The sequence below is a fragment of the Acinetobacter sp. V2 genome, from assembly GCF_001188385.1.
In the GTDB taxonomy this organism is placed as follows: Bacteria; Pseudomonadota; Gammaproteobacteria; order Pseudomonadales; family Moraxellaceae; genus Acinetobacter; species Acinetobacter oleivorans.
This window is the reverse complement of sequence record NZ_JZFB01000001.1, coordinates 540,644-558,157: the sequence shown is the minus strand read 5'-3', so window position 1 is coordinate 558,157 and position 17,514 is coordinate 540,644. Positions and strand designations below refer to the sequence as shown.

Sequence of the window (17,514 nt, the reverse complement as noted above, 5' to 3'; positions counted from 1 at the left end):
CCCGCTGCAACACGCATAGCAGTTTCACGAGCACTTGAACGGCCACCGCCACGATAGTCACGGAAACCGTATTTTTGCGTATATGTATAGTCGGCATGGCCAGGTCTAAAAGTTTGGGCAATATTGCCATAATCTTTTGATTTCTGATCAGTATTCTCAATCAATAAACCAATTGGCGTTCCTGTCGTTTTACCTTCAAAAACACCTGAAATGATTTTAACCTGATCTGGCTCTTTACGTTGAGTCGCAAATTTAGAAGTTCCCGGTTTACGACGGTCAAGATCTTTTTGCAAGTCTTCTTCAGTTAGCTCAAGGCCTGGTGGCACACCATCAACAATTGCCATTAAGCCAACGCCATGAGACTCACCACAAGTGGTTACACGAAAGAGTTGTCCAATACTATTCCCTGCCATATGCCCAACTCCTTATATTTGCTCTTCAAATAGTTTTCTATAACGGCGACATTGTTCAGCAGTCAAAGCAAAAATACCTGAACCACCTTTTTGGAAAGTGAGCCAGTTGAAATCAATCGTATTAAAGTTCTGACGCATAGACCATTCAGAATTACCTACTTCAATGACAATAAGACCATCTTCAGTTAAGTAATCTGCCGCTTGTGCAAGCATTTTACGAACTAAATCTAAACCATCTTGGCCTGCTGCCAATGCAAGTTCAGGTTCATGTAAAAACTCTTCTGGTAAGTCAGCCATATCTTCAGCATCAACGTATGGAGGATTACTTACAATCAAATCATACTGATTTTCAGCTGGAATCTTGGCAAACAAGTCAGATTCAAGTAATGCAACTTGATAGTGCTTATTGTGGTGTTCTGTATTAATTGAAGCAACTTCTAAAGCTTCTTTAGAAATGTCTGTTGCATCTATTTCAGCATCTGGATATGCATAAGCCAAAGCAACCGCAATACAACCAGAACCTGTACACATATCTAAGATACGTTGTGGAGTTTTAGGTTTTGCATTTTCTGGCAAATTATTAAGAGCTTCACGCATTTGACCATTTTCATCTAAACAATATGGTGCAAAACGTTGCTCAATTAATTCTGCAATTGGTGAACGTGGAATGAGTACACGCTCATCTACATAGAATGGCTTATTAAAGAAATAAGCAAGATTTAATAAATAAGATGTTGGAATACGGTCATTGATACGACGCTCCAATAAGCTTAAAAATTCTGCTTTTTCGCTTGGTAATAACTTCGCATCTAGAATTTCTGCGTCTGCTGACCATTCAAGAGATAAGGTTTGTAAAACTAATGCAGAGCTTTCTGCAAAATAATCTTCAGTACCTTGTCCTAAATGTGCATCATGTTGACGTAATGCTGATACCCCAAAACGAATAAAATCTCGAATTGTTGATAAATTTTCAGCCGCTTCCTGTAAATTTTCAGGGCTAATCGTCGGTCGCTCCACTTAGGCGTCTCCAAAGGCAAATTTTGCAAAGTGACTATTCTACTGAGTGAGGTACAGCAAAGCAACGCTTTGCCTTGTGAACAGGAGTTTTACATGCCGATCTCTAACAATCACACGTTAAAATCAGAATACTTTGTTTTAATTAAGAAATAATGACCTTTTAAATAGAGATTGATTTAAATTTTTAAAATAAAAAAGCGGCCTTTAAATACTGACCGCTTTTGGAGATTAGTCGGCTTAAAGCTTAAGCTTTTCGGCAACATAATCAGAGTCTTTATCCCCACGCCCCGATAGATTCACCACAATCATGATTTCTTTCGGCAGTTTTGGCACTTCACGAATTGCCCATGCAACAGCGTGTGAGCTTTCAAGCGCTGGAACAATGCCTTCAACACGAGAAAGTGTCATAAAAGCATCTAAACATTCTTGATCAGTTGCAGTGCTATATTCAACACGACCTAAATCTTTTAAAAAACTGTGTTGTGGCCCAACACCCGGATAGTCTAGTCCTGAAGCAATAGAATGCACAGGTAAAGGTTCACCCGCCTCATTTTCAAGCACATAACACGCCATACCATGAATTTGACTTGGCTTACCTAAAGTTAGCGTTGCCGAATGCATATTGGTTTCTAAACCATGTCCAGCTGGCTCAACCCCAACAAGTTTTACATCTGAGTCATTTAAAAATGCAGTAAATGCACCTATTGCATTTGAACCACCACCTACACATGCCACAACATAATCGGGACTTTTTCCAAATCTTTGATGCGTTTGATCTTTAATTTCATTGCCAATAATCGATTGAAAATCACGAACCATTTTAGGAAATGGATGTGGACCTACAACAGAACCAATCGCATATATAAAGTTTTTAGGATCTTTTAAATATTCTTCAAATGCACTATCTACAGCATCTTTTAATGTTGCTGTACCACGTGTAACTGCCACCAAATGAGCACCCAAAATTTTCATTTTGACCACATTTGGATGTTCTTTTTCGATATCGACTTGACCCATGTGAATTTCACAGGGAATTCCTACTAATGCACAAGCGGTTGCCAAAGCGACCCCATGCTGACCAGCACCTGTTTCAGCAATAACTTTCTTTTTGCCCATATATTTAGCAAGTAGAGCTTCACCTAAGCAGTGATTAATTTTGTGGGCGCCCGTGTGGTTCAAATCTTCACGTTTTAAGTAAATTTGTGCGCCACCTAACTGTTCAGACAAACGCTTCGCATGAAATAACGGACTTGGACGGCCTACATAATTCGTAAAGAGGTCTGATAGTTCATTTTGAAATTCAGCTGTATGGCGAATTTCTTCATAGGCAACATTAATTTCATCCATTGCTTCTTTTAAATGTGGAGGAATGAATTGTCCGCCATATTCACCAAAAAATCCTTGTTCATTCGGCAAAGCAATACCGTTAATTTGATGTTGCATATCATCCCTCTTTTTTAAATTATTAAGCTTATCGAGAAAGGTAACGCGTTAAATCCTCAATGCCTTTTAGTGTCATTGGATACATATGATTTTCAAAAATCTCTTTAATCCAACCAATCGTTTGAGTGTAATGCCAATACCCTTCTGTTTCAGGGTTTAGCCACGCTGTTTTATCAAAATGTTGGCGTAGGCGACGTAACCAAACTTCACCTGTTTCATCATTCATATATTCAACCGAGCCGCCCACCGATTTCAACTCATACGGTGCCATACTGGCATCACCCACTACAATTACACGATAGTCGCGTCCATAGGTGTGAAACAAATCCCATGTATTCATACGGGTGGCTGTTCTTCGGTAGTTATCTTTCCAGACATAGTCATAGAGACAATTATGGAAATAAAAGTATTCGAGTGTCTTAAACTCACTTTTAGCAGCACTAAACAGTTTTTCGCATTGAGCAATGTGCGCATCCATCGAACCGCCCACATCGAACAACATCAGTACTTTTATTCGGTTTCGACGCTCAGGTACCATTTGAACATCTAAAATACCTTGCTTGGCTGTTTCACGGATTGTACCGTCAACGTCCAACTCTTCAGCTGCACCTTGGCGCGCAAATTTCCGCAAACGGCGCAAAGCAATTTGCATTTGGCGAGTACCAAGAACTTGGTCATCATCCAGATTTTGATATTTACGTTGCTCCCAGACTTTAACTGCCGAACGTTTACGCCCTGGTCCACCAATTCTGACGCCTTCTGGATGATCCCCAAAAGCCCCAAAAGGTGAAGTACCACCAGTACCCACCATGCGGTTACCACCCTGATGTTTTTTATGCTGTTCGCGTAACCGCTCTTCCAGCATTTTCATCAGTTCTTCTAAGGAACCTGCTTTTTGGAGTTCTGCCCGTTGTTCAGGAGTCAAATGCTTTTCTAGAAGTTCTAAATCAAACCAGTCTTTTGGCAACTTATGAACTTGCTTGAGTAACTCGTCCAGATCAAAGGTTTCAATGCCGTCAAAATAATCTTTCATGGCACGATCGAACTTGTCAAAAAAGCGCTCATCTTTAACTAAAATTGTTTTAGCAAGTTGATAAAACTCTTCTTGATCAGCAAAAACTAAGCCTTCACTCACAGCACGGTTTAAGTCAATGAGTTCACGAGTTGTAACTGGAACACCGTATTTACGTAAGGTGTAAAATAACCGCACAAACATGGGTTATTCCCTCCTTTAACGTCGAGACATGAAAGCCAAACGTTCGAGGAGTTGCACATCCTGCTCGTTTTTGATCAGCGCACCATATAAAGGTGGAATCGCTTTTGATGTATCTCGATTGCGTAATACATCCTCTGGCATATCATCTGCCATGAGTAAGCTTAACCAATCAATTAACTCAGAGGTTGATGGTGGTTTCTTCAAATTAGGGATTTCACGTAGTTTAAAGAAAACCTGTAAAGCTTCGTTTACTAGTGTTGCAGAGATATTTGGGAAATGAACTGCAATGATTTCTCGCATTGTAGCTTCATCTGGAAACTCAATGTAATGAAAGAAACAACGACGCAAGAAAGCATCCGGTAATTCTTTTTCATTATTCGAAGTAATAATTACAATCGGGCGTTGTGTTGCCGTAATTGTTTCATTGGTTTCATAAACATAAAAAGACATTTTATCGAGTTCATGCAGCAAGTCATTTGGAAACTCGATATCGGCTTTATCAATTTCATCAATTAACAAAACACAACGCTCTTCACTCGTGAAAGCTTCCCACAGTTTACCGGGTTTAATATAGTTCTTAATATCGTAAACTCGATCATCACCTAATTGGCTGTCTCGTAAACGAGAAACCGCATCATACTCATACAACCCTTGCTGCGCTTTGGTTGTCGATTTGATATGCCAAGTGATCAGTTTTAAACCCAAACTTTGTGCTACTTGTTCAGCAAGCAAAGTTTTACCCGTGCCAGGTTCACCCTTAATTAGTAAAGGCTTTTGTAAAGCACGAGCTGCTTTTACAGCGAGCTTAAGACTATCAGTCGCGATATATTGATCTGTACCGGTAAAATGTAGGGTATCAGCAGACATGTAAAGACCTTATTTTTCTATTTCAATGGTTAGATGGAACGCATGCTTTTGTTTGTTGAATATTTTGACCAACAATAGCCAACAACCAAACCTAGACCAACTACAAACAGAATTAAAGATAAATTTGACCAAATTAGAGGGCTATCTTTGGTTAAAACACCAAATAGAAGTCCAAAAATAGCAGGTGCTACCGATGCATTTGGCCCTTCAGACACTGTTGGGGTAACTAAAATAGCAAATACAATAAGCCAGCTAATTGCACCAAAAGTTGTAGGAAGGCGACGCATTAATCGCCACCAACACCATAAAGCAATAATAGCGCCTATTCCGTAAGCTGTTAAAGCAATAACACCTTCAGGAACAACATCCAAAAAAGAGAATAATTGATTCATTATTCCAGTTTGATCTTCACGCACCACGTAAGCCCTCTGGTTCAACCGCATTTGGGTTAATTAATCCTTCTGGCGGCATCTGAATAAAGAAACCTTTTGTTTGTAATGAGTCTAAAACATGTAAAACATTAGCACGCGCCAATTTACGTGTTGGAGCTAATTCTAAATGCATGACAAACGTTGCACGACCAAACGCTTGTAAAACAGCTTCAGGAACATTTTCAAACGGATCAGCTGGTTCCGCATCGTCAGGATAGTTTGGACGAGCAATATACATGTACATTTCATCTTTTTTGCTCGATCTATAAATATCACAGTGCATTTCAAATCAACTCTTGAACTAAGGACAGCATACATGAAAAAAAACGACTCACACACGCAGGTTTGTTTACGCATCAGTCGTTTTTTTAATTCTTGGGAAATATTAACCTACAACATTGATTAAGGTCGATAATAACTTTGTTCCAGATAAAAACTGGCTTTCACAACAAATTAATAAATATTTGATTTTAAACACTAAAACTAATTTTCAACTTTAATAAAATAAAAACAATTTTTAGGAAAAAAGAAAAAATGTTCGTTACTGAGTACTTTTTGTGATCCATTTTTAATACTTTCACACATTAATACTATGAAATTTATGACATTAAAGTGAGCTATTAAATTTTAAAATTCACATTTAAGTAAAACTTCTAACCACTTAATACACATTGGGAGACATTACTTAACTGGTTTAAATTCTCAGCATGTTTAAATATTAAGTATCTTAATCATAGATATGGAGGATGAACCTATGCCTCGCGGTGATAAAACAGCTTACACAGCAAAGCAAAAACGTCAGGCTAAACATATTGTTGAGAGTGAAGTAGATAGAGGTCATTCTCAAGAAGAAGCTGAACGAATTGCATGGTCTACTGTCAATAAACAAGATGGTGGCGGTAAGAAAAAGTCTCACTAAAACAAACATTAAATACTTCTTTAGCTTGGGCTAAAGAAGTATTTTCATCAAAAATAAATTAATAGTGTTTAGAAAACTCGAGAGCTCTTTATATAGTCATCGCTTACTTGATTTAAGGCATTCAAAATAGCGCTATCATTTTGACTTAATAGAGCTTCATTTAAACTTTCCATGTAGTCTATAAGCTTAGACTTAGAGGTGTTGGCAAATTCAGAGGTTACGGCTTCATCTTCATATAAGATCACGTAGCTACGCGCAAAACCATAAATTAAATAGACGGCTGCTTTTTCTTTTGTATTTTGAGATTCTTTAAGAGACTGTTCACAAGCATTTTTTAACTCTTTAAATGCATCTGTACCAGTAGATTGATTTTTGAAAGATAAAAGTATTGTTTGGAAGTTCATATCCATATTCCACTCAAAAAGTAAAGCTACAGAAGAAGATGGAAGCTGTCAAATAATATCCTGATTAATATAAGTTTAATTGTAAATAAATTTATACTTACTTCCTCTAAATCACAGAAAATCATGCAACAAAAAACCACCCTTGTTTTAAGGATGGTTTGGTTAAAACGCAGCAATAATTAGAAGCTTATTTCAATTGTGATGGTGGTGCCGGAATGTTCAATATCAGTTGAGACATTAAACCCTCTGTTTTTAAGCTCCTCTTCAACCAGAGTAAGATGATCAGGGCTTATAGCATCAACAGGAAACCAGAAAGTTGCTTTTCTCTTCCCCTCCTTAGATTCAGACTCAGTACCAGTTAAAATTTTTTCCAATATGACATCTTGATTTATTTTAAAGTTTTTAGCATTTTGACGAGCTTGTTCAGCATTAAAGTTGTTAAGCATATTTATCTCTCTAATTATTAATTTATCTAAGTTTATAGCATAAAAAGGCTATATGAGTTTTAGTGTTGTGTAGTTAAAACCAATCAAAGATATAAGTTTACTGGTTGAATAAACTTTCTACCCATTCAATAAATTTTCTCGTATTTCTATTTTTAAAATCTTCCTTATTTGGAATGTAGTAACACAGCTCTGATTGAATGGGTTTGGTTTTAAACTCCTGTAAGAGATTCGCCTTAACGAACCTATGGGTAAGTGTATCAGAACAAAATACTAATCCATTGGCAGATAAAGCCTCATGTATGCCAAAAATTTCCTGATCAAATTTCTTAATTATCACCCTCTTTGGGTCCCATCCATTCACCTCAAGCCATGTGTCTAATGGTGGACTTGGTAATGCTTTATTTTTCCATTCTGTGGTGAATAACGTTATTGGCTCACTCGCATCTTTGGTCAGAGCAAGTTTAGATGCACCAAATACATTAAAAGACTCATATTTAAGGACATCTTTAGCAGGTACTGAAGATACATCACCATATCGAATAGGCAATGTATATAAGTGACTTTCTAAAGCTTCGCCTGTAGAGAATTCAACTGAGATATCGGGGTGCAATTGATAAAATTCATTTATTGAAGGAATTAACAGCATTGCAGCTAGTGAAGACGTACTAGCCACTCTCACTACATTTCCATTTACTGTTATTTCATCTAATGCATCTTCAATTTTACGAAACCCTTCAGAAATTGCTCCAGCAAGTCTTTCCCCTGTCGTTGTAAGCGTTATTTTCCTTACTTGTCGATGAAACAAATCAACATTTAATCTACTTTCTAAATTAGTAATATGATGTGAAATCGCAGTCGGTGTTAACGAAAGTTCTACAGCAGCCAATTTAAAACTCCCCAATCGAGCGGCTGATTCAAATGCCTTAAGTGCTTGCAAAGAGACTTGCATGCTTTCTCCAAAGTTATATTTATAGGTGATCTAAACTCATCTATAAATGTAATTTTCTCGTTTGTCTACTTATCTTTTAAAACTCAAAATAAATTAAACCTTAACTTTTTTGGAATTTATGATGAGTAAAATATTACATATAGATGCTAGTGTAAGAGCTGCGATTAACCCCAATCCAAACCATAATTCGATTTCTAAAAATATTGCCAGCCGATTGGTCAGCTCATGGAAAAAGCAACTGGCTATAGATGAGTATATCTATCGTGATGTAGGAATGAATCCGCCACCATTTATTACTCAAGACTGGATTGATGCTGTATTCACACCTGAAAATAAAAGAACTCAAGCTCAATGTGATGTTTTATCTATATCAGATCAGTTAATAGCGGAAGTTTCGAGTTCAGATATCATTTTAATTTCTTCCCCTATGTACAATTATGGTATGCCTGCTCAACTTAAAGCATGGTTCGACCAAATTATTCGGATTAATAAAACATTTGATTTTGATCTTGCTCGAGGAGACTTTCCTTTAGAACCGCTTCTATCTGGAAAAATTTTAATCATTATCACCTCTAGTGGAGAGTTTGGTTTTGAGAAAGAAGGCATCCGCCATCACATGAATCATCTTGTACCTCACCTTCGCACGCTCAGCAAATATTTAGGCGTAGAGAAAATTTATGAAATTTCTTCAGAATATCAAGAATTTGGAGATGCACGACATCTAAAATCATTAGAAAATGCTTTTCAAAAAACAGAGAAACTCGTAGCTGAACTTTCCGCTTCATATACAGAAAGTTAGTAAAATATGAATCCTTAATTTTTAAAATTTAAGAATCTACTGACATTTTAACTGAGTTATATGGTTAAAAATAAAAAGCCAACCCATTTGGGTTGGCTTTTTTATTTCTGCACCGAAACAAACTTATAGTTATATATTATTTATATTGAAATTGTTTTTCTTACAACCAAGAATATACAGACCTGTATGTTTAATCAATTGAATTTTTCTCATTAAATCAGTTAATTTAATTCATTATCAATTTTACAAATTAAAATCACTTCAACCCATCACTTTACTAGCTTTTTAATAAAGTTAATTATTTAATATAGCTAACATAAACTTTTACTTTATTAACTATTAATATTGAATATCTATTATTTATAAATAAAAACTACTCAATTTAAATTATTCATTACTCTTCATTAAAAAAGCCCATCACGAAGATGAGCTTTTAAATTTTAACTATCACATCATTTTAAATGGATAGACTTTGTTTTTCTTCTTGAAATAACTGAATTAACGGTTGAGTTAATAGCTCATAACGCCAACCCAAAAGATAATCAGGCAAATCTTGTTCATCCCCTTGAGAAAGAACATGTTGATGAATTGCATTTAGCCATTTCTTTCTAAGCAATACTTCTTTAGGAATAGAAGTTTCACTTATTGCATGGGCAAGTACCATATCCATTTTATGCAAAGTTTCTTTGGATGTTACTTTAAAAGGTTTGGCAATTCTTGTTGGCCATTCACTTTCAATCGGTAAATCTTTAAGTAATTCTAAAATAGTTTTTCCATATTCACGAACTACGTTTGGACGAATATCTTTAACTTGCGAGAGTTGAAAACTATTACGTGGATTCTTTTCAACCATATCAATCATGGTTGAGTTTCTAAGAATAAAACTGCGTGGCTGATTCGTTGCTTTAACAATGTATTCGCGCCATTCACTTAAATTTTGCAGTTGCATCAATTGACGGCGCGAATGACGATAATTACCAACATCGGTATAAAGCAACTCTGTCGGCGTTTCACTAATAATTTCTTTAGTTAAACTAGTACAATCTTCAAGAACGTAATCATAAAGCCCTTTCTGCTTAAGCTGTTCTTGAATATGGTGAGCTAACTTCATTATATATAGAACATCATTTGCCGCATAACAAAGTTGCTGAGGCGATAAAGGTCGAGCTAACCAATCAGATCTTGTTTGATCTTTTTCAATGTCAATGTCTAGGCAAAGCTTCAATGCGCCTTGGTAACTTACTTGCAGCCCATGGCCCAAGAAAGAAAGCCCTACTTGAATATCAAACACATTAAGCAGATCTTCTTGATCAGCGTAATGATAGATTAAATCGATGTCTTCTCCACACGCATGAAAAATGTTCTGCTGAGCGAGAAATATTTTTTTCCAAAAATGACTTAGATCTAATGAAACACCATCCAACAGATAGACATCGCCATTTACATTAACTTGGCATACTCCAAGTTTAGGCCAGAGTGTGTCAACCTTAATAAATTCTGTATCAAGTCCATATATCGAACATTGATCCATTTTTTGAAGAACATCAACCAAATCGGTTTGCTGTTGGATAAACTGAAACATGCTTTCTCAAGTAAATGCAAAGAGTGCTTAGAACTCTGGTATATATAACATAGAAGTAGGAAATTACCACTTAAACCTTTATGAATACTCTATTTTTGAACAATTTTTCGAAAATAGATAATTTTTTGATCTTTTATTTATATTTTTAAAGTTAACTCCAAATATTCATTGTTTAAAATCTATAAGATCTTTTTCATTCTTATGGGCTTTCATATTTTATTTAAATTTTTTTTAATTAAAGACAAAATAACATTCATCTTTTATAACTAAATTAATAAATCTAAATCAATTTTATATGACATCAATGAAATAAGCATCGAAATGCTTATTTCATTCTCATACGATTATGAACTGCCTGACTTAAGGTATGGCTATCTACATACTCAAGTTCACCACCTTGCGGTACACCTTGAGCAATACGTGTCATTTGTATAGGTAAGTGCTTAGTCGCCTCTACCAAATAATGAGCGGTTGCCTGTCCCTCTACAGTCGCATTTGTTGCCAAAATCACTTCTTCAATTTTGCCTTGACTTAAACGCTGAATCAGATAAGGAATACCAATTTCTTCTGGACCAATACCATCTAAAGGTGAAAGATGCCCACCTAAAACATGATATTTACCACGGAAACTTCCGCTTTGCTCAATCGCCATTACATCTGCTGGTGATTCAACCACACACAATAGTTGATCTTCTCGCTCAGTTGAGGCGCAAATATCACAAATTTCATGTTCAGTTAAAGAATGGCAAACGCTGCACTCATGAATATAACTTGAAGCTTCATGTAAAGCATGAGCTAATGCAAACGCACCTTCTCGATTTTTCATCAAAAGATGTAATGCCATACGTTGAGCCGATTTCGGACCAACGCTAGGCAATATACGTAAAGCTTGAACGAGTTGTTCAAATCTATCGCTAAACACAGAATTTCCTTAGAACATGCCCGCTAAGCCAGGTGGCAAGCCCATACCAGAATTCGCTTTTTGCATTTTTTCTTCAGAAATAACTTCTGCTTGACGTACAGCATCATTTACCGCTGCAGCAATCAAATCTTCAATCATATCTGGTTCATCTTGAAGTAATTCAGGGTTAATTTCGATACGTTTTACAAGATAGCGCCCAGTCATAGTTACTTTAACCAAACCGCCACCAGCTTCTGCATGAACTTCAGTTTGAGCAAGCTCTTCTTTCGCCTTTTTTATATTTGTTTCCATATCTTTTTGCATGCGCTGCGCTTGCTGCATAAGCATATTGATATTCATAACTTTACTCCGTATCTCTATCAAATCTTTAAAGTATTATGCGTTATCTGGTAATACTTTATAAAAACTTAATCTCATTGAACCAACCTATGCGATTAAAATACATACAGATTAGTGCATTGAACTCAAATTAATCCGTAATTCTGACACAATAGGCTAATGTTTTCTATCAGTATCTCTAGCTCTATTTTCGTAGCGACATGAGTAATAGGATCATACTTAAGTACACTTCCTAAATACTTAGATGAAATACGTTAAAGTCTTATAAAAACTCATAGCACTATTGAGATGCCTGTAGACCTTTATCAATTGTTTTATATTCACTTAAGGGAACTTTCTTAAAGGAGGTATTTGCTTCTTGAATAGATTTATCTGCTTCTTGAACAGACTTCTCTGCATTGTTGATCAATAAAGTTGTCTCATTCACTGGGTTCTGATTCGGTTTGGTCAGCAATTTGTATCCAACTACCCCGATTACCCCTACTACAACGACAATAGCAATAGGCTTAAGCATTTTAAAACTCACATTTCTTTTAATTAAATTTACAGTCTTTATACCTTGTACTCTTAGCTCTCATTTAAACAAAAATGTAGTTTTTTTATTGTAATTCTGAAATTTGAGTAACATTTAAATATAAAAAAACCATCTCAATTAAAGAGATGGTTTCATGAAAAATAACCTAAAAAAATTATTTCGATAAGGATAATTAGATCAGATCAAGACCACGTGAGATATCACGAATAATGTCATTAATATCTTCTAAGCCTACAGATACACGGATTAATCCTTCCTGAATACCAGCCGCAGCTTTTGCATCAGCAGAAAGTTTGCCATGTGTAGTCGTTGCAGGATGTGTAATTGTTGACTTCACATCACCTAGGTTACCAGTAATCGAAATAAACTTAGTATTATCAATAACCTTCCAAGCACCTTCACGTTCACCTTTAACAACGAAAGAAACAATCCCACCAAAACCAGTTTGCTGTTTAGCGGCAAGTTCATGGCCTTCATGAGCTGGTAAACCAGCGTAGTAAACTTTTTCTACTTTTTCATGCGTAGATAGCCATTCTGCAAGAATTTGAGCACTCTCACAGTGTGCCTTCATACGCAAACGCAAAGTCTCTAAACCTTTTAAGAAAACCCATGCATTAAATGGACTCATTGATGGGCCAAGCGTACGGACAACACCAAAAACTTCTTCTAATAACTGATGATTACCGACAACAGCACCGCCTAATGCGCGCCCTTGCCCATCTAAATATTTAGTCGCCGAGTAAATGACAAGGTCTGCCCCAAACTTTAGTGGTTGCTGTAAAACAGGCGTACAGAAGCTGTTATCAACCGCAAGTAATGCACCATTCGCATGAGCAATATCTGCAAGTGCTTGAATATCTGCGATCTCTGCTAGAGGATTAGACGGCGACTCAACAAATAAAAGTTTAGTTTCTGGACGTACTGCGTTTTTCCAATCGTCCAAATCACATAAATCGACAAATGTAATATCTACACCAAACTTGGCGATATATTTTTCAAACAAAGCAACAACTGAACCAAAAACTGCTCTTGAGCAAATAACATGATCACCCGCTTTAAGATATGCCATAGTAACTGACAAAATCGCACCCATTCCAGAGCTTGTCGCAACGGCACGTTCAGCGCCATCTAAAGCGGCTAAACGTTTTTCGAACATCGATACAGTCGGATTGGTAAAACGAGAATAGATATTTCCTTGAACTTGACCAGAAAATTTTGCTGCAGCTTCTTCTGCATTTTCATATACAAAAGATGATGTCAAAAAAATCGGTTCGCCATGCTCACCTTCAAAACTACGAGTATGTCCGGTACGAATGGCTAAAGTATCAAGTTGGTATTCTAAATCATCAGACTGGTTCATTAAATGTTCGCCTTTACTGGTCATGTACTAAAAAACTATCATCATTTTGAGTGTCTAAGGTATTTAAGGTCAAGGTAAACCTTAAAATTATCGCTTAGACTTTATTTAATTTTAGTAAATAGTTGGTAAAGCAAGATGAAACGCTTAAAGTCCCTTGTCTCAGAACAAAGCCAAATCAAGCACCTTTCTGCCCGACTATTTCATTCAAAAACATTAGTATTATCTCAAAGCACCCCCTTTGAGGTGATTGGCGAATTCAATCAAACCCGTATTCGTTATTACTCAGCAACACAAAAAAAATTTAAAGAACCATTAGTGTTTGTTGCACCACTCGCAATTAATATGGCGATTTATGATTTATATCCTTATCGTTCTCTTATTAAATACTTTCAAAATGCAGGTTTTGATGTTTATTTGGTCGATTGGGGTAATTTAAAGTTTAAAGATAGACACCTTAACTTTTTATCATTTATTGAAGATTTCATTCCTAAAACAATAGAACTCGTTCGCGCACATTCAGGAAGTGAGCAAATCTCGCTCCATGGCTGGAGTATGGCAGGCATATTCGTTACTTTATATGCTGCTCTGAATCAACCTAACTACATTAAAAATTTAATTGTTCTTGGTAGTCCAATAGATAGTTATGCATCTGGCCATATTGGCAAGCTCTATCAAACCATAAATCATTTGATTAGTCGCAATAAGAAAATACAGGACCGTATTTACTCTGGATTGCCAAAACGTCTGATTCACAGTCCCGGAATTTTAAATTCATTAGGTTTCAAAATTCTTGATCCTAAAGGTTGGTTAGATGGACATGTCCAATTGCTAAAGAATCTTGATGACCTGCAATTTGTACAAGAGCATGCCACCTTAAGTAACTTTTTAAATAATATGATTGACTATCCGGGTGGTATTAATCAGGACATGTTGTTTAATGTCTGGCTGCAAAATCCGTTAAAACGTGGCTTTATTCAGTTAAAAGATAAGAAAATCGAATTAAAAAATATAGATTGTTCCCTCTTAGTTGGCGCGGGTCGTAGTGATCAATTGGTCACTGCTGACGCTGCTTCGCCATTAAGTCAATTGACAAGCAGTCAGGATGTCACGTTTACTCTCATCCCCGGTGGTCATTTAGGCCTAATGTCGAGTCAAGCAAGTGCTCTGGAGTTTTGGCCGAAACTAGCTGCATGGCTCGCCGAACGTTCAACACAAATTTAAGGATAAGGTCATGAGTCAATCTGTTGCATTTATTGGTTTGGGTGCAATGGGCTACCGTATGGCAGCGCATTTACCAAAACACTTCGATACTGTCTATGTATGGAATCGAAATTTTGAAAAAGCCAAACAACATGCAGCAGACTATGGCACTAAGGCTGTCTCATTAGAGCAAGCCGTACAAGCAGATATTATCTTTTCATGCTTACCGACAAGTACTGATGTAGAAACGCTTATTAGTAGTGTAGAAATTAAATCTGGAGCAATCTGGATAGACTGTACCAGCGGGGTTCCTGACTCTGCCCGCGCCTTAGCCAGCTCATTAAAGCAATTAAATGTTGATTTTCTGGATGCTCCAGTAAGCGGTCAAACCGTAGGAGCTGAAAACGCAACTTTGACTGTAATGGTGGGTGGTGATGTAGCAGCTTTCGAACGCGCATTACCAGCTCTACAAGCGGTAGGAAAATTAATTAAACATGTCGGTGAGTCTGGCGCTGGATTTGCAGTAAAAGCAGTTAATAATATGCTACTTGCGGTCAACCTTTGGTCTGTTGCAGAAGGTTTCAGTGCTTTAAAAGCGCATGGGGTAAGCTTGAACGAAGCTTTAGAGTGTATTAACGCTTCAAGTGGTAAAAGTCTGGTAACAGAAACTATCTTCCCACAGCGTGTATTGAGTCGCGAATTTCCAGTAACCTTTGGCTTACCTCTTCTTGCCAAAGACACAGGAATTGCTTTGGATTTAGTCAAGCAAGCAAAGCTTCCTGCCCCGCTTTTGTCATTAACACAAAGTTTAATCCAAGCTGCTCATTTAACTGCTGAAGACAACAGTGACTTCTCTGCGGCAGTTAAAATGTATGAAGCGTGGACAAAGATTACATTAGAGTAAATTTAATCTTTTAGAAGACTGCCTATTAAACTTAATTTTAATAGGCTCAATAATGAATAGCATGAAATCTCAAACATGCAAACTCATTTCATTCATTACGAAAATTTTTCTACATAAAACATTAAGTATCTGAAAGATTATTATTTTTATACTACGTAGGTACTTTATTAACCTTTTTATAATCCGAGGATCTAAAATAATTTACAATCATTTGTGCACTTTTCTCGGATACAACCTTAGCTTGTTCCATTTTTGCTGAATAAGGATTGGCAAGCATACAGCTAGGAAGCAAAGTATTAGCAAGTGGTGGAAACTTTTCTCTTCCTCCCAAAGTAATCTTTTCAATAAAACTAGCCAACCACATAATATATTCTCCTTTATTTTTATATGTTGGCATTAAACTGATATCGAGTTTAGCTGAACATTCATTTGCTGGCTTATTTAAACATTCTTCAAAATCAATAAAGTTATATTTTAATTTATATGAAGTATCTTTTATCTCTTGTCGGATCATACTAACTAAGCGATTCAAGTGCTCAATAATATCCTCTGAGAAAAGCTTTTCTTCTTCAGATTTCTTATAAATGCTTTCAGCAACGAGTAAAAACTGTGACATTCTCTATTTCCTTTTAATCTTGTCTCCGATGAATAATCAGATCCTTTAAGGAAGTATGATGAATATAACATTGCTATATGTAAGTAGGTTAGACTAAAAAGTAACCACCACAGTAAAAGTGAAAGTTGTATGCGAAATGCATCACACTAATTAAGCATATAGCTAATTACCACTCACCAGAATTGAAGTAAATTAATATATTTCGAAATAACTTAAATAAAAAAAACCCATCTCAATTTTAGAAATGGGCTACAAAAACAAAAAACTATCAAACGCAGCAATTTAAGGACTATATAATAGAAGTTAAAACATGCAAAATCAATACATCTTTCATTTGAAGTGTAAAATAAGATTACTTTTGGCTTATTTATATTTTACAGCTTAAAAGAAAAAGCCCATTTCCGTCTAAATTAAAATGGGCCCAGTGAATTCCACTTAATCCTAAAAACACAAACTGTGATAATTATCACGTTTTGTGTTTTTGATAATGTCACTGCTCTTCCCGTTTTTCATTGACCTAATTTCAAACTTCATTTGTCTATTTAGCAAATGAAAAGGCTATAAGAACTCATCTTTTGCTAAAATTTTTTATATCTGATCACCTCAATCATAAGCTTATTTTTATATCGCCAATAAAAGTTAAAAGTGAATTAAAAAGAATCAAATTCTAAAAAAATATATATAATTTCTCTTAAGTTTATGTTTTTATTTGGTTTTTATAAATTATTGATATCTAAAGTTTTTATTTGTTTTATGAACAAATTATCACCCAAAATGACATTTGAGTAATTAATAATCATTGAAATATTAGTAATAAACCTTATATTGAGTACAGGTTCATACCTTTAACTGAGGAAACGCTCATGAATAAATTTATGGTTGCAGTCTTTACTGGCATGGTGAGCATTGCTGGTTTAAGCGTTCAAGCTGCAACGCCTGAGCAAGAATGTCAGAAATTGCAAGACGACTATAATTTGATTTATGCATCAAAAGGCTTTTGTTTTAAAGATCCTGATGCTAAAGAAAAATATGGTAATGAAAACTGTCATACGACAAAACCAAAGTTTTCTGACAAAGAGCAACAACGTCTTGATGCTATTAAAGAGCGTCAGAAAGAATTGAAATGTAAATAATTTTAAAGGAATAATACAT

General features: G+C 35.9%; 21 protein-coding genes. 5 read left to right on the top strand and 16 right to left on the bottom strand.

What is annotated here, in order from left to right; translation table 11 throughout:
* The 7 genes from UC75_RS19875 to UC75_RS02580 all read right to left on the bottom strand — a co-directional run.
* Positions 1-413, bottom strand: a 413-nt coding sequence (locus tag UC75_RS19875) for a chorismate synthase (RefSeq protein WP_228137035.1), incomplete at its 3' end; no start/stop codon positions are given.
* 12 nt (positions 414-425) lie between these two features.
* Positions 426-1,430, bottom strand: coding sequence for a 50S ribosomal protein L3 N(5)-glutamine methyltransferase (gene prmB / locus UC75_RS02605; RefSeq protein WP_049836576.1), 1,005 nt, complete (start codon positions 1,428-1,430; stop codon positions 426-428).
* Positions 1,431-1,667: 237 nt separating this feature from the next.
* Positions 1,668-2,873: a tryptophan synthase subunit beta gene (gene trpB / locus UC75_RS02600; RefSeq protein WP_049836575.1), complete on the bottom strand. Its 1,206-nt coding sequence runs from the start codon at positions 2,871-2,873 to the stop codon at positions 1,668-1,670.
* A gap of 28 nt (positions 2,874-2,901) precedes the next feature.
* Positions 2,902-4,089, bottom strand: coding sequence for a vWA domain-containing protein (locus tag UC75_RS02595; RefSeq protein ID WP_004792541.1), 1,188 nt, complete (start codon positions 4,087-4,089; stop codon positions 2,902-2,904).
* 15 nt (positions 4,090-4,104) lie between these two features.
* Positions 4,105-4,956 (bottom strand): AAA family ATPase, encoded by an 852-nt coding sequence (locus UC75_RS02590; RefSeq protein WP_049836574.1) that lies wholly within the window; start codon positions 4,954-4,956, stop codon positions 4,105-4,107.
* Between the two features lie 29 nt (positions 4,957-4,985).
* Entirely contained in the window at positions 4,986-5,372 is a 387-nt protein-coding gene (locus UC75_RS02585; protein ID WP_013198006.1) for a hypothetical protein, read from the bottom strand.
* On the bottom strand, positions 5,365-5,670 hold the full coding sequence (locus UC75_RS02580; protein WP_049836573.1) for a YcgL domain-containing protein: 306 nt from the start codon (positions 5,668-5,670) through the stop codon (positions 5,365-5,367). The genes UC75_RS02585 and UC75_RS02580 overlap by 8 nt, the downstream gene beginning before the upstream one ends.
* Positions 5,671-6,141: 471 nt before the next feature.
* On the opposite strand from UC75_RS02580, the gene UC75_RS02575 reads away from it, so the two are divergent.
* Positions 6,142-6,306, top strand: coding sequence for a hypothetical protein (locus UC75_RS02575; RefSeq protein WP_002113596.1), 165 nt, complete (start codon positions 6,142-6,144; stop codon positions 6,304-6,306).
* A 68-nt stretch (positions 6,307-6,374) separates the two neighbouring features.
* Here UC75_RS02575 and UC75_RS02570 read toward each other — a convergent pair whose 3' ends face one another.
* From UC75_RS02570 to UC75_RS02560, 3 genes are all read right to left on the bottom strand, one after another.
* Positions 6,375-6,710 (bottom strand): hypothetical protein, encoded by a 336-nt coding sequence (locus tag UC75_RS02570; protein WP_128825119.1) that lies wholly within the window; start codon positions 6,708-6,710, stop codon positions 6,375-6,377.
* A 179-nt stretch (positions 6,711-6,889) separates the two neighbouring features.
* The gene (locus UC75_RS02565) at positions 6,890-7,156 is read right to left on the bottom strand and encodes a hypothetical protein (RefSeq protein WP_005304955.1); all 267 of its coding nucleotides are present in this window, start codon (positions 7,154-7,156) and stop codon (positions 6,890-6,892) included.
* 97 nt (positions 7,157-7,253) lie between these two features.
* Complete coding sequence (locus UC75_RS02560) at positions 7,254-8,105, bottom strand: LysR family transcriptional regulator (protein ID WP_049836571.1); 852 nt, start codon at positions 8,103-8,105, stop codon at positions 7,254-7,256.
* A 118-nt stretch (positions 8,106-8,223) separates the two neighbouring features.
* Between UC75_RS02560 and UC75_RS02555 the strand changes: the two genes are divergently transcribed.
* On the top strand, positions 8,224-8,904 hold the full coding sequence (locus UC75_RS02555) for an FMN-dependent NADH-azoreductase (protein ID WP_128825118.1): 681 nt from the start codon (positions 8,224-8,226) through the stop codon (positions 8,902-8,904).
* Positions 8,905-9,361: 457 nt separating this feature from the next.
* Here UC75_RS02555 and UC75_RS02550 read toward each other — a convergent pair whose 3' ends face one another.
* The 5 genes from UC75_RS02550 to UC75_RS02530 all read right to left on the bottom strand — a co-directional run bounded on the left by UC75_RS02550 (position 9,362) and on the right by UC75_RS02530 (position 13,642).
* Complete coding sequence (locus UC75_RS02550) at positions 9,362-10,486, bottom strand: ribonuclease D (protein ID WP_049836569.1); 1,125 nt, start codon at positions 10,484-10,486, stop codon at positions 9,362-9,364.
* A gap of 325 nt (positions 10,487-10,811) precedes the next feature.
* Positions 10,812-11,408 carry a recombination mediator RecR gene (gene recR, locus UC75_RS02545; protein WP_004792557.1) on the bottom strand — a complete coding sequence of 199 codons (597 nt, stop codon included), beginning with the start codon at positions 11,406-11,408 and terminating at the stop codon, positions 10,812-10,814.
* Positions 11,409-11,417: 9 nt separating this feature from the next.
* Positions 11,418-11,747 carry a YbaB/EbfC family nucleoid-associated protein gene (locus UC75_RS02540; RefSeq protein WP_005304937.1) on the bottom strand — a complete coding sequence of 110 codons (330 nt, stop codon included), beginning with the start codon at positions 11,745-11,747 and terminating at the stop codon, positions 11,418-11,420.
* Positions 11,748-12,027: 280 nt separating this feature from the next.
* A complete protein-coding gene (locus tag UC75_RS02535; protein ID WP_005040939.1) occupies positions 12,028-12,261 on the bottom strand; it encodes a hypothetical protein in 234 nt (77 codons plus the stop codon).
* Between the two features lie 193 nt (positions 12,262-12,454).
* The gene (locus tag UC75_RS02530; RefSeq protein ID WP_049836568.1) at positions 12,455-13,642 is read right to left on the bottom strand and encodes an O-succinylhomoserine sulfhydrylase; all 1,188 of its coding nucleotides are present in this window, start codon (positions 13,640-13,642) and stop codon (positions 12,455-12,457) included.
* A gap of 135 nt (positions 13,643-13,777) precedes the next feature.
* Between UC75_RS02530 and UC75_RS02525 the strand changes: the two genes are divergently transcribed.
* Complete coding sequence (locus tag UC75_RS02525; protein ID WP_049836567.1) at positions 13,778-14,863, top strand: alpha/beta fold hydrolase; 1,086 nt, start codon at positions 13,778-13,780, stop codon at positions 14,861-14,863.
* A 10-nt stretch (positions 14,864-14,873) separates the two neighbouring features.
* Positions 14,874-15,746: an NAD(P)-dependent oxidoreductase gene (locus UC75_RS02520; RefSeq protein WP_049836566.1), complete on the top strand. Its 873-nt coding sequence runs from the start codon at positions 14,874-14,876 to the stop codon at positions 15,744-15,746.
* A gap of 151 nt (positions 15,747-15,897) precedes the next feature.
* On the opposite strand, the gene UC75_RS02515 is transcribed toward UC75_RS02520, so the two are convergent.
* A complete protein-coding gene (locus UC75_RS02515; RefSeq protein WP_049836565.1) occupies positions 15,898-16,362 on the bottom strand; it encodes a hypothetical protein in 465 nt (154 codons plus the stop codon).
* A gap of 863 nt (positions 16,363-17,225) precedes the next feature.
* Between UC75_RS02515 and UC75_RS02510 the strand changes: the two genes are divergently transcribed.
* Complete coding sequence (locus tag UC75_RS02510; RefSeq protein ID WP_004792570.1) at positions 17,226-17,495, top strand: YARHG domain-containing protein; 270 nt, start codon at positions 17,226-17,228, stop codon at positions 17,493-17,495.
* The last annotated feature ends 19 nt before the right edge of the window (positions 17,496-17,514 follow it).

Coding starts and splice junctions, on each gene's coding strand:
- trpB (WP_049836575.1), bottom strand. CDS start 2,873: ATGCAACATCAAATTAACGGTATTGCTTTGCCGAATGAACAAGGATTT.
- UC75_RS02595 (WP_004792541.1), bottom strand. CDS start 4,089: ATGTTTGTGCGGTTATTTTACACCTTACGTAAATACGGTGTTCCAGTT.
- UC75_RS02590 (WP_049836574.1), bottom strand. CDS start 4,956: ATGTCTGCTGATACCCTACATTTTACCGGTACAGATCAATATATCGCG.
- UC75_RS02580 (WP_049836573.1), bottom strand. CDS start 5,670: ATGCACTGTGATATTTATAGATCGAGCAAAAAAGATGAAATGTACATG.
- UC75_RS02575 (WP_002113596.1), top strand. CDS start 6,142: ATGCCTCGCGGTGATAAAACAGCTTACACAGCAAAGCAAAAACGTCAG.
- UC75_RS02570 (WP_128825119.1), bottom strand. CDS start 6,710: ATGAACTTCCAAACAATACTTTTATCTTTCAAAAATCAATCTACTGGT.
- UC75_RS02565 (WP_005304955.1), bottom strand. CDS start 7,156: ATGCTTAACAACTTTAATGCTGAACAAGCTCGTCAAAATGCTAAAAAC.
- UC75_RS02560 (WP_049836571.1), bottom strand. CDS start 8,105: ATGCAAGTCTCTTTGCAAGCACTTAAGGCATTTGAATCAGCCGCTCGA.
- UC75_RS02555 (WP_128825118.1), top strand. CDS start 8,224: ATGATGAGTAAAATATTACATATAGATGCTAGTGTAAGAGCTGCGATT.
- UC75_RS02550 (WP_049836569.1), bottom strand. CDS start 10,486: ATGTTTCAGTTTATCCAACAGCAAACCGATTTGGTTGATGTTCTTCAA.
- UC75_RS02540 (WP_005304937.1), bottom strand. CDS start 11,747: ATGAATATCAATATGCTTATGCAGCAAGCGCAGCGCATGCAAAAAGAT.
- UC75_RS02535 (WP_005040939.1), bottom strand. CDS start 12,261: ATGCTTAAGCCTATTGCTATTGTCGTTGTAGTAGGGGTAATCGGGGTA.
- UC75_RS02530 (WP_049836568.1), bottom strand. CDS start 13,642: ATGAACCAGTCTGATGATTTAGAATACCAACTTGATACTTTAGCCATT.
- UC75_RS02525 (WP_049836567.1), top strand. CDS start 13,778: ATGAAACGCTTAAAGTCCCTTGTCTCAGAACAAAGCCAAATCAAGCAC.
- UC75_RS02520 (WP_049836566.1), top strand. CDS start 14,874: ATGAGTCAATCTGTTGCATTTATTGGTTTGGGTGCAATGGGCTACCGT.
- UC75_RS02515 (WP_049836565.1), bottom strand. CDS start 16,362: ATGTCACAGTTTTTACTCGTTGCTGAAAGCATTTATAAGAAATCTGAA.
- UC75_RS02510 (WP_004792570.1), top strand. CDS start 17,226: ATGAATAAATTTATGGTTGCAGTCTTTACTGGCATGGTGAGCATTGCT.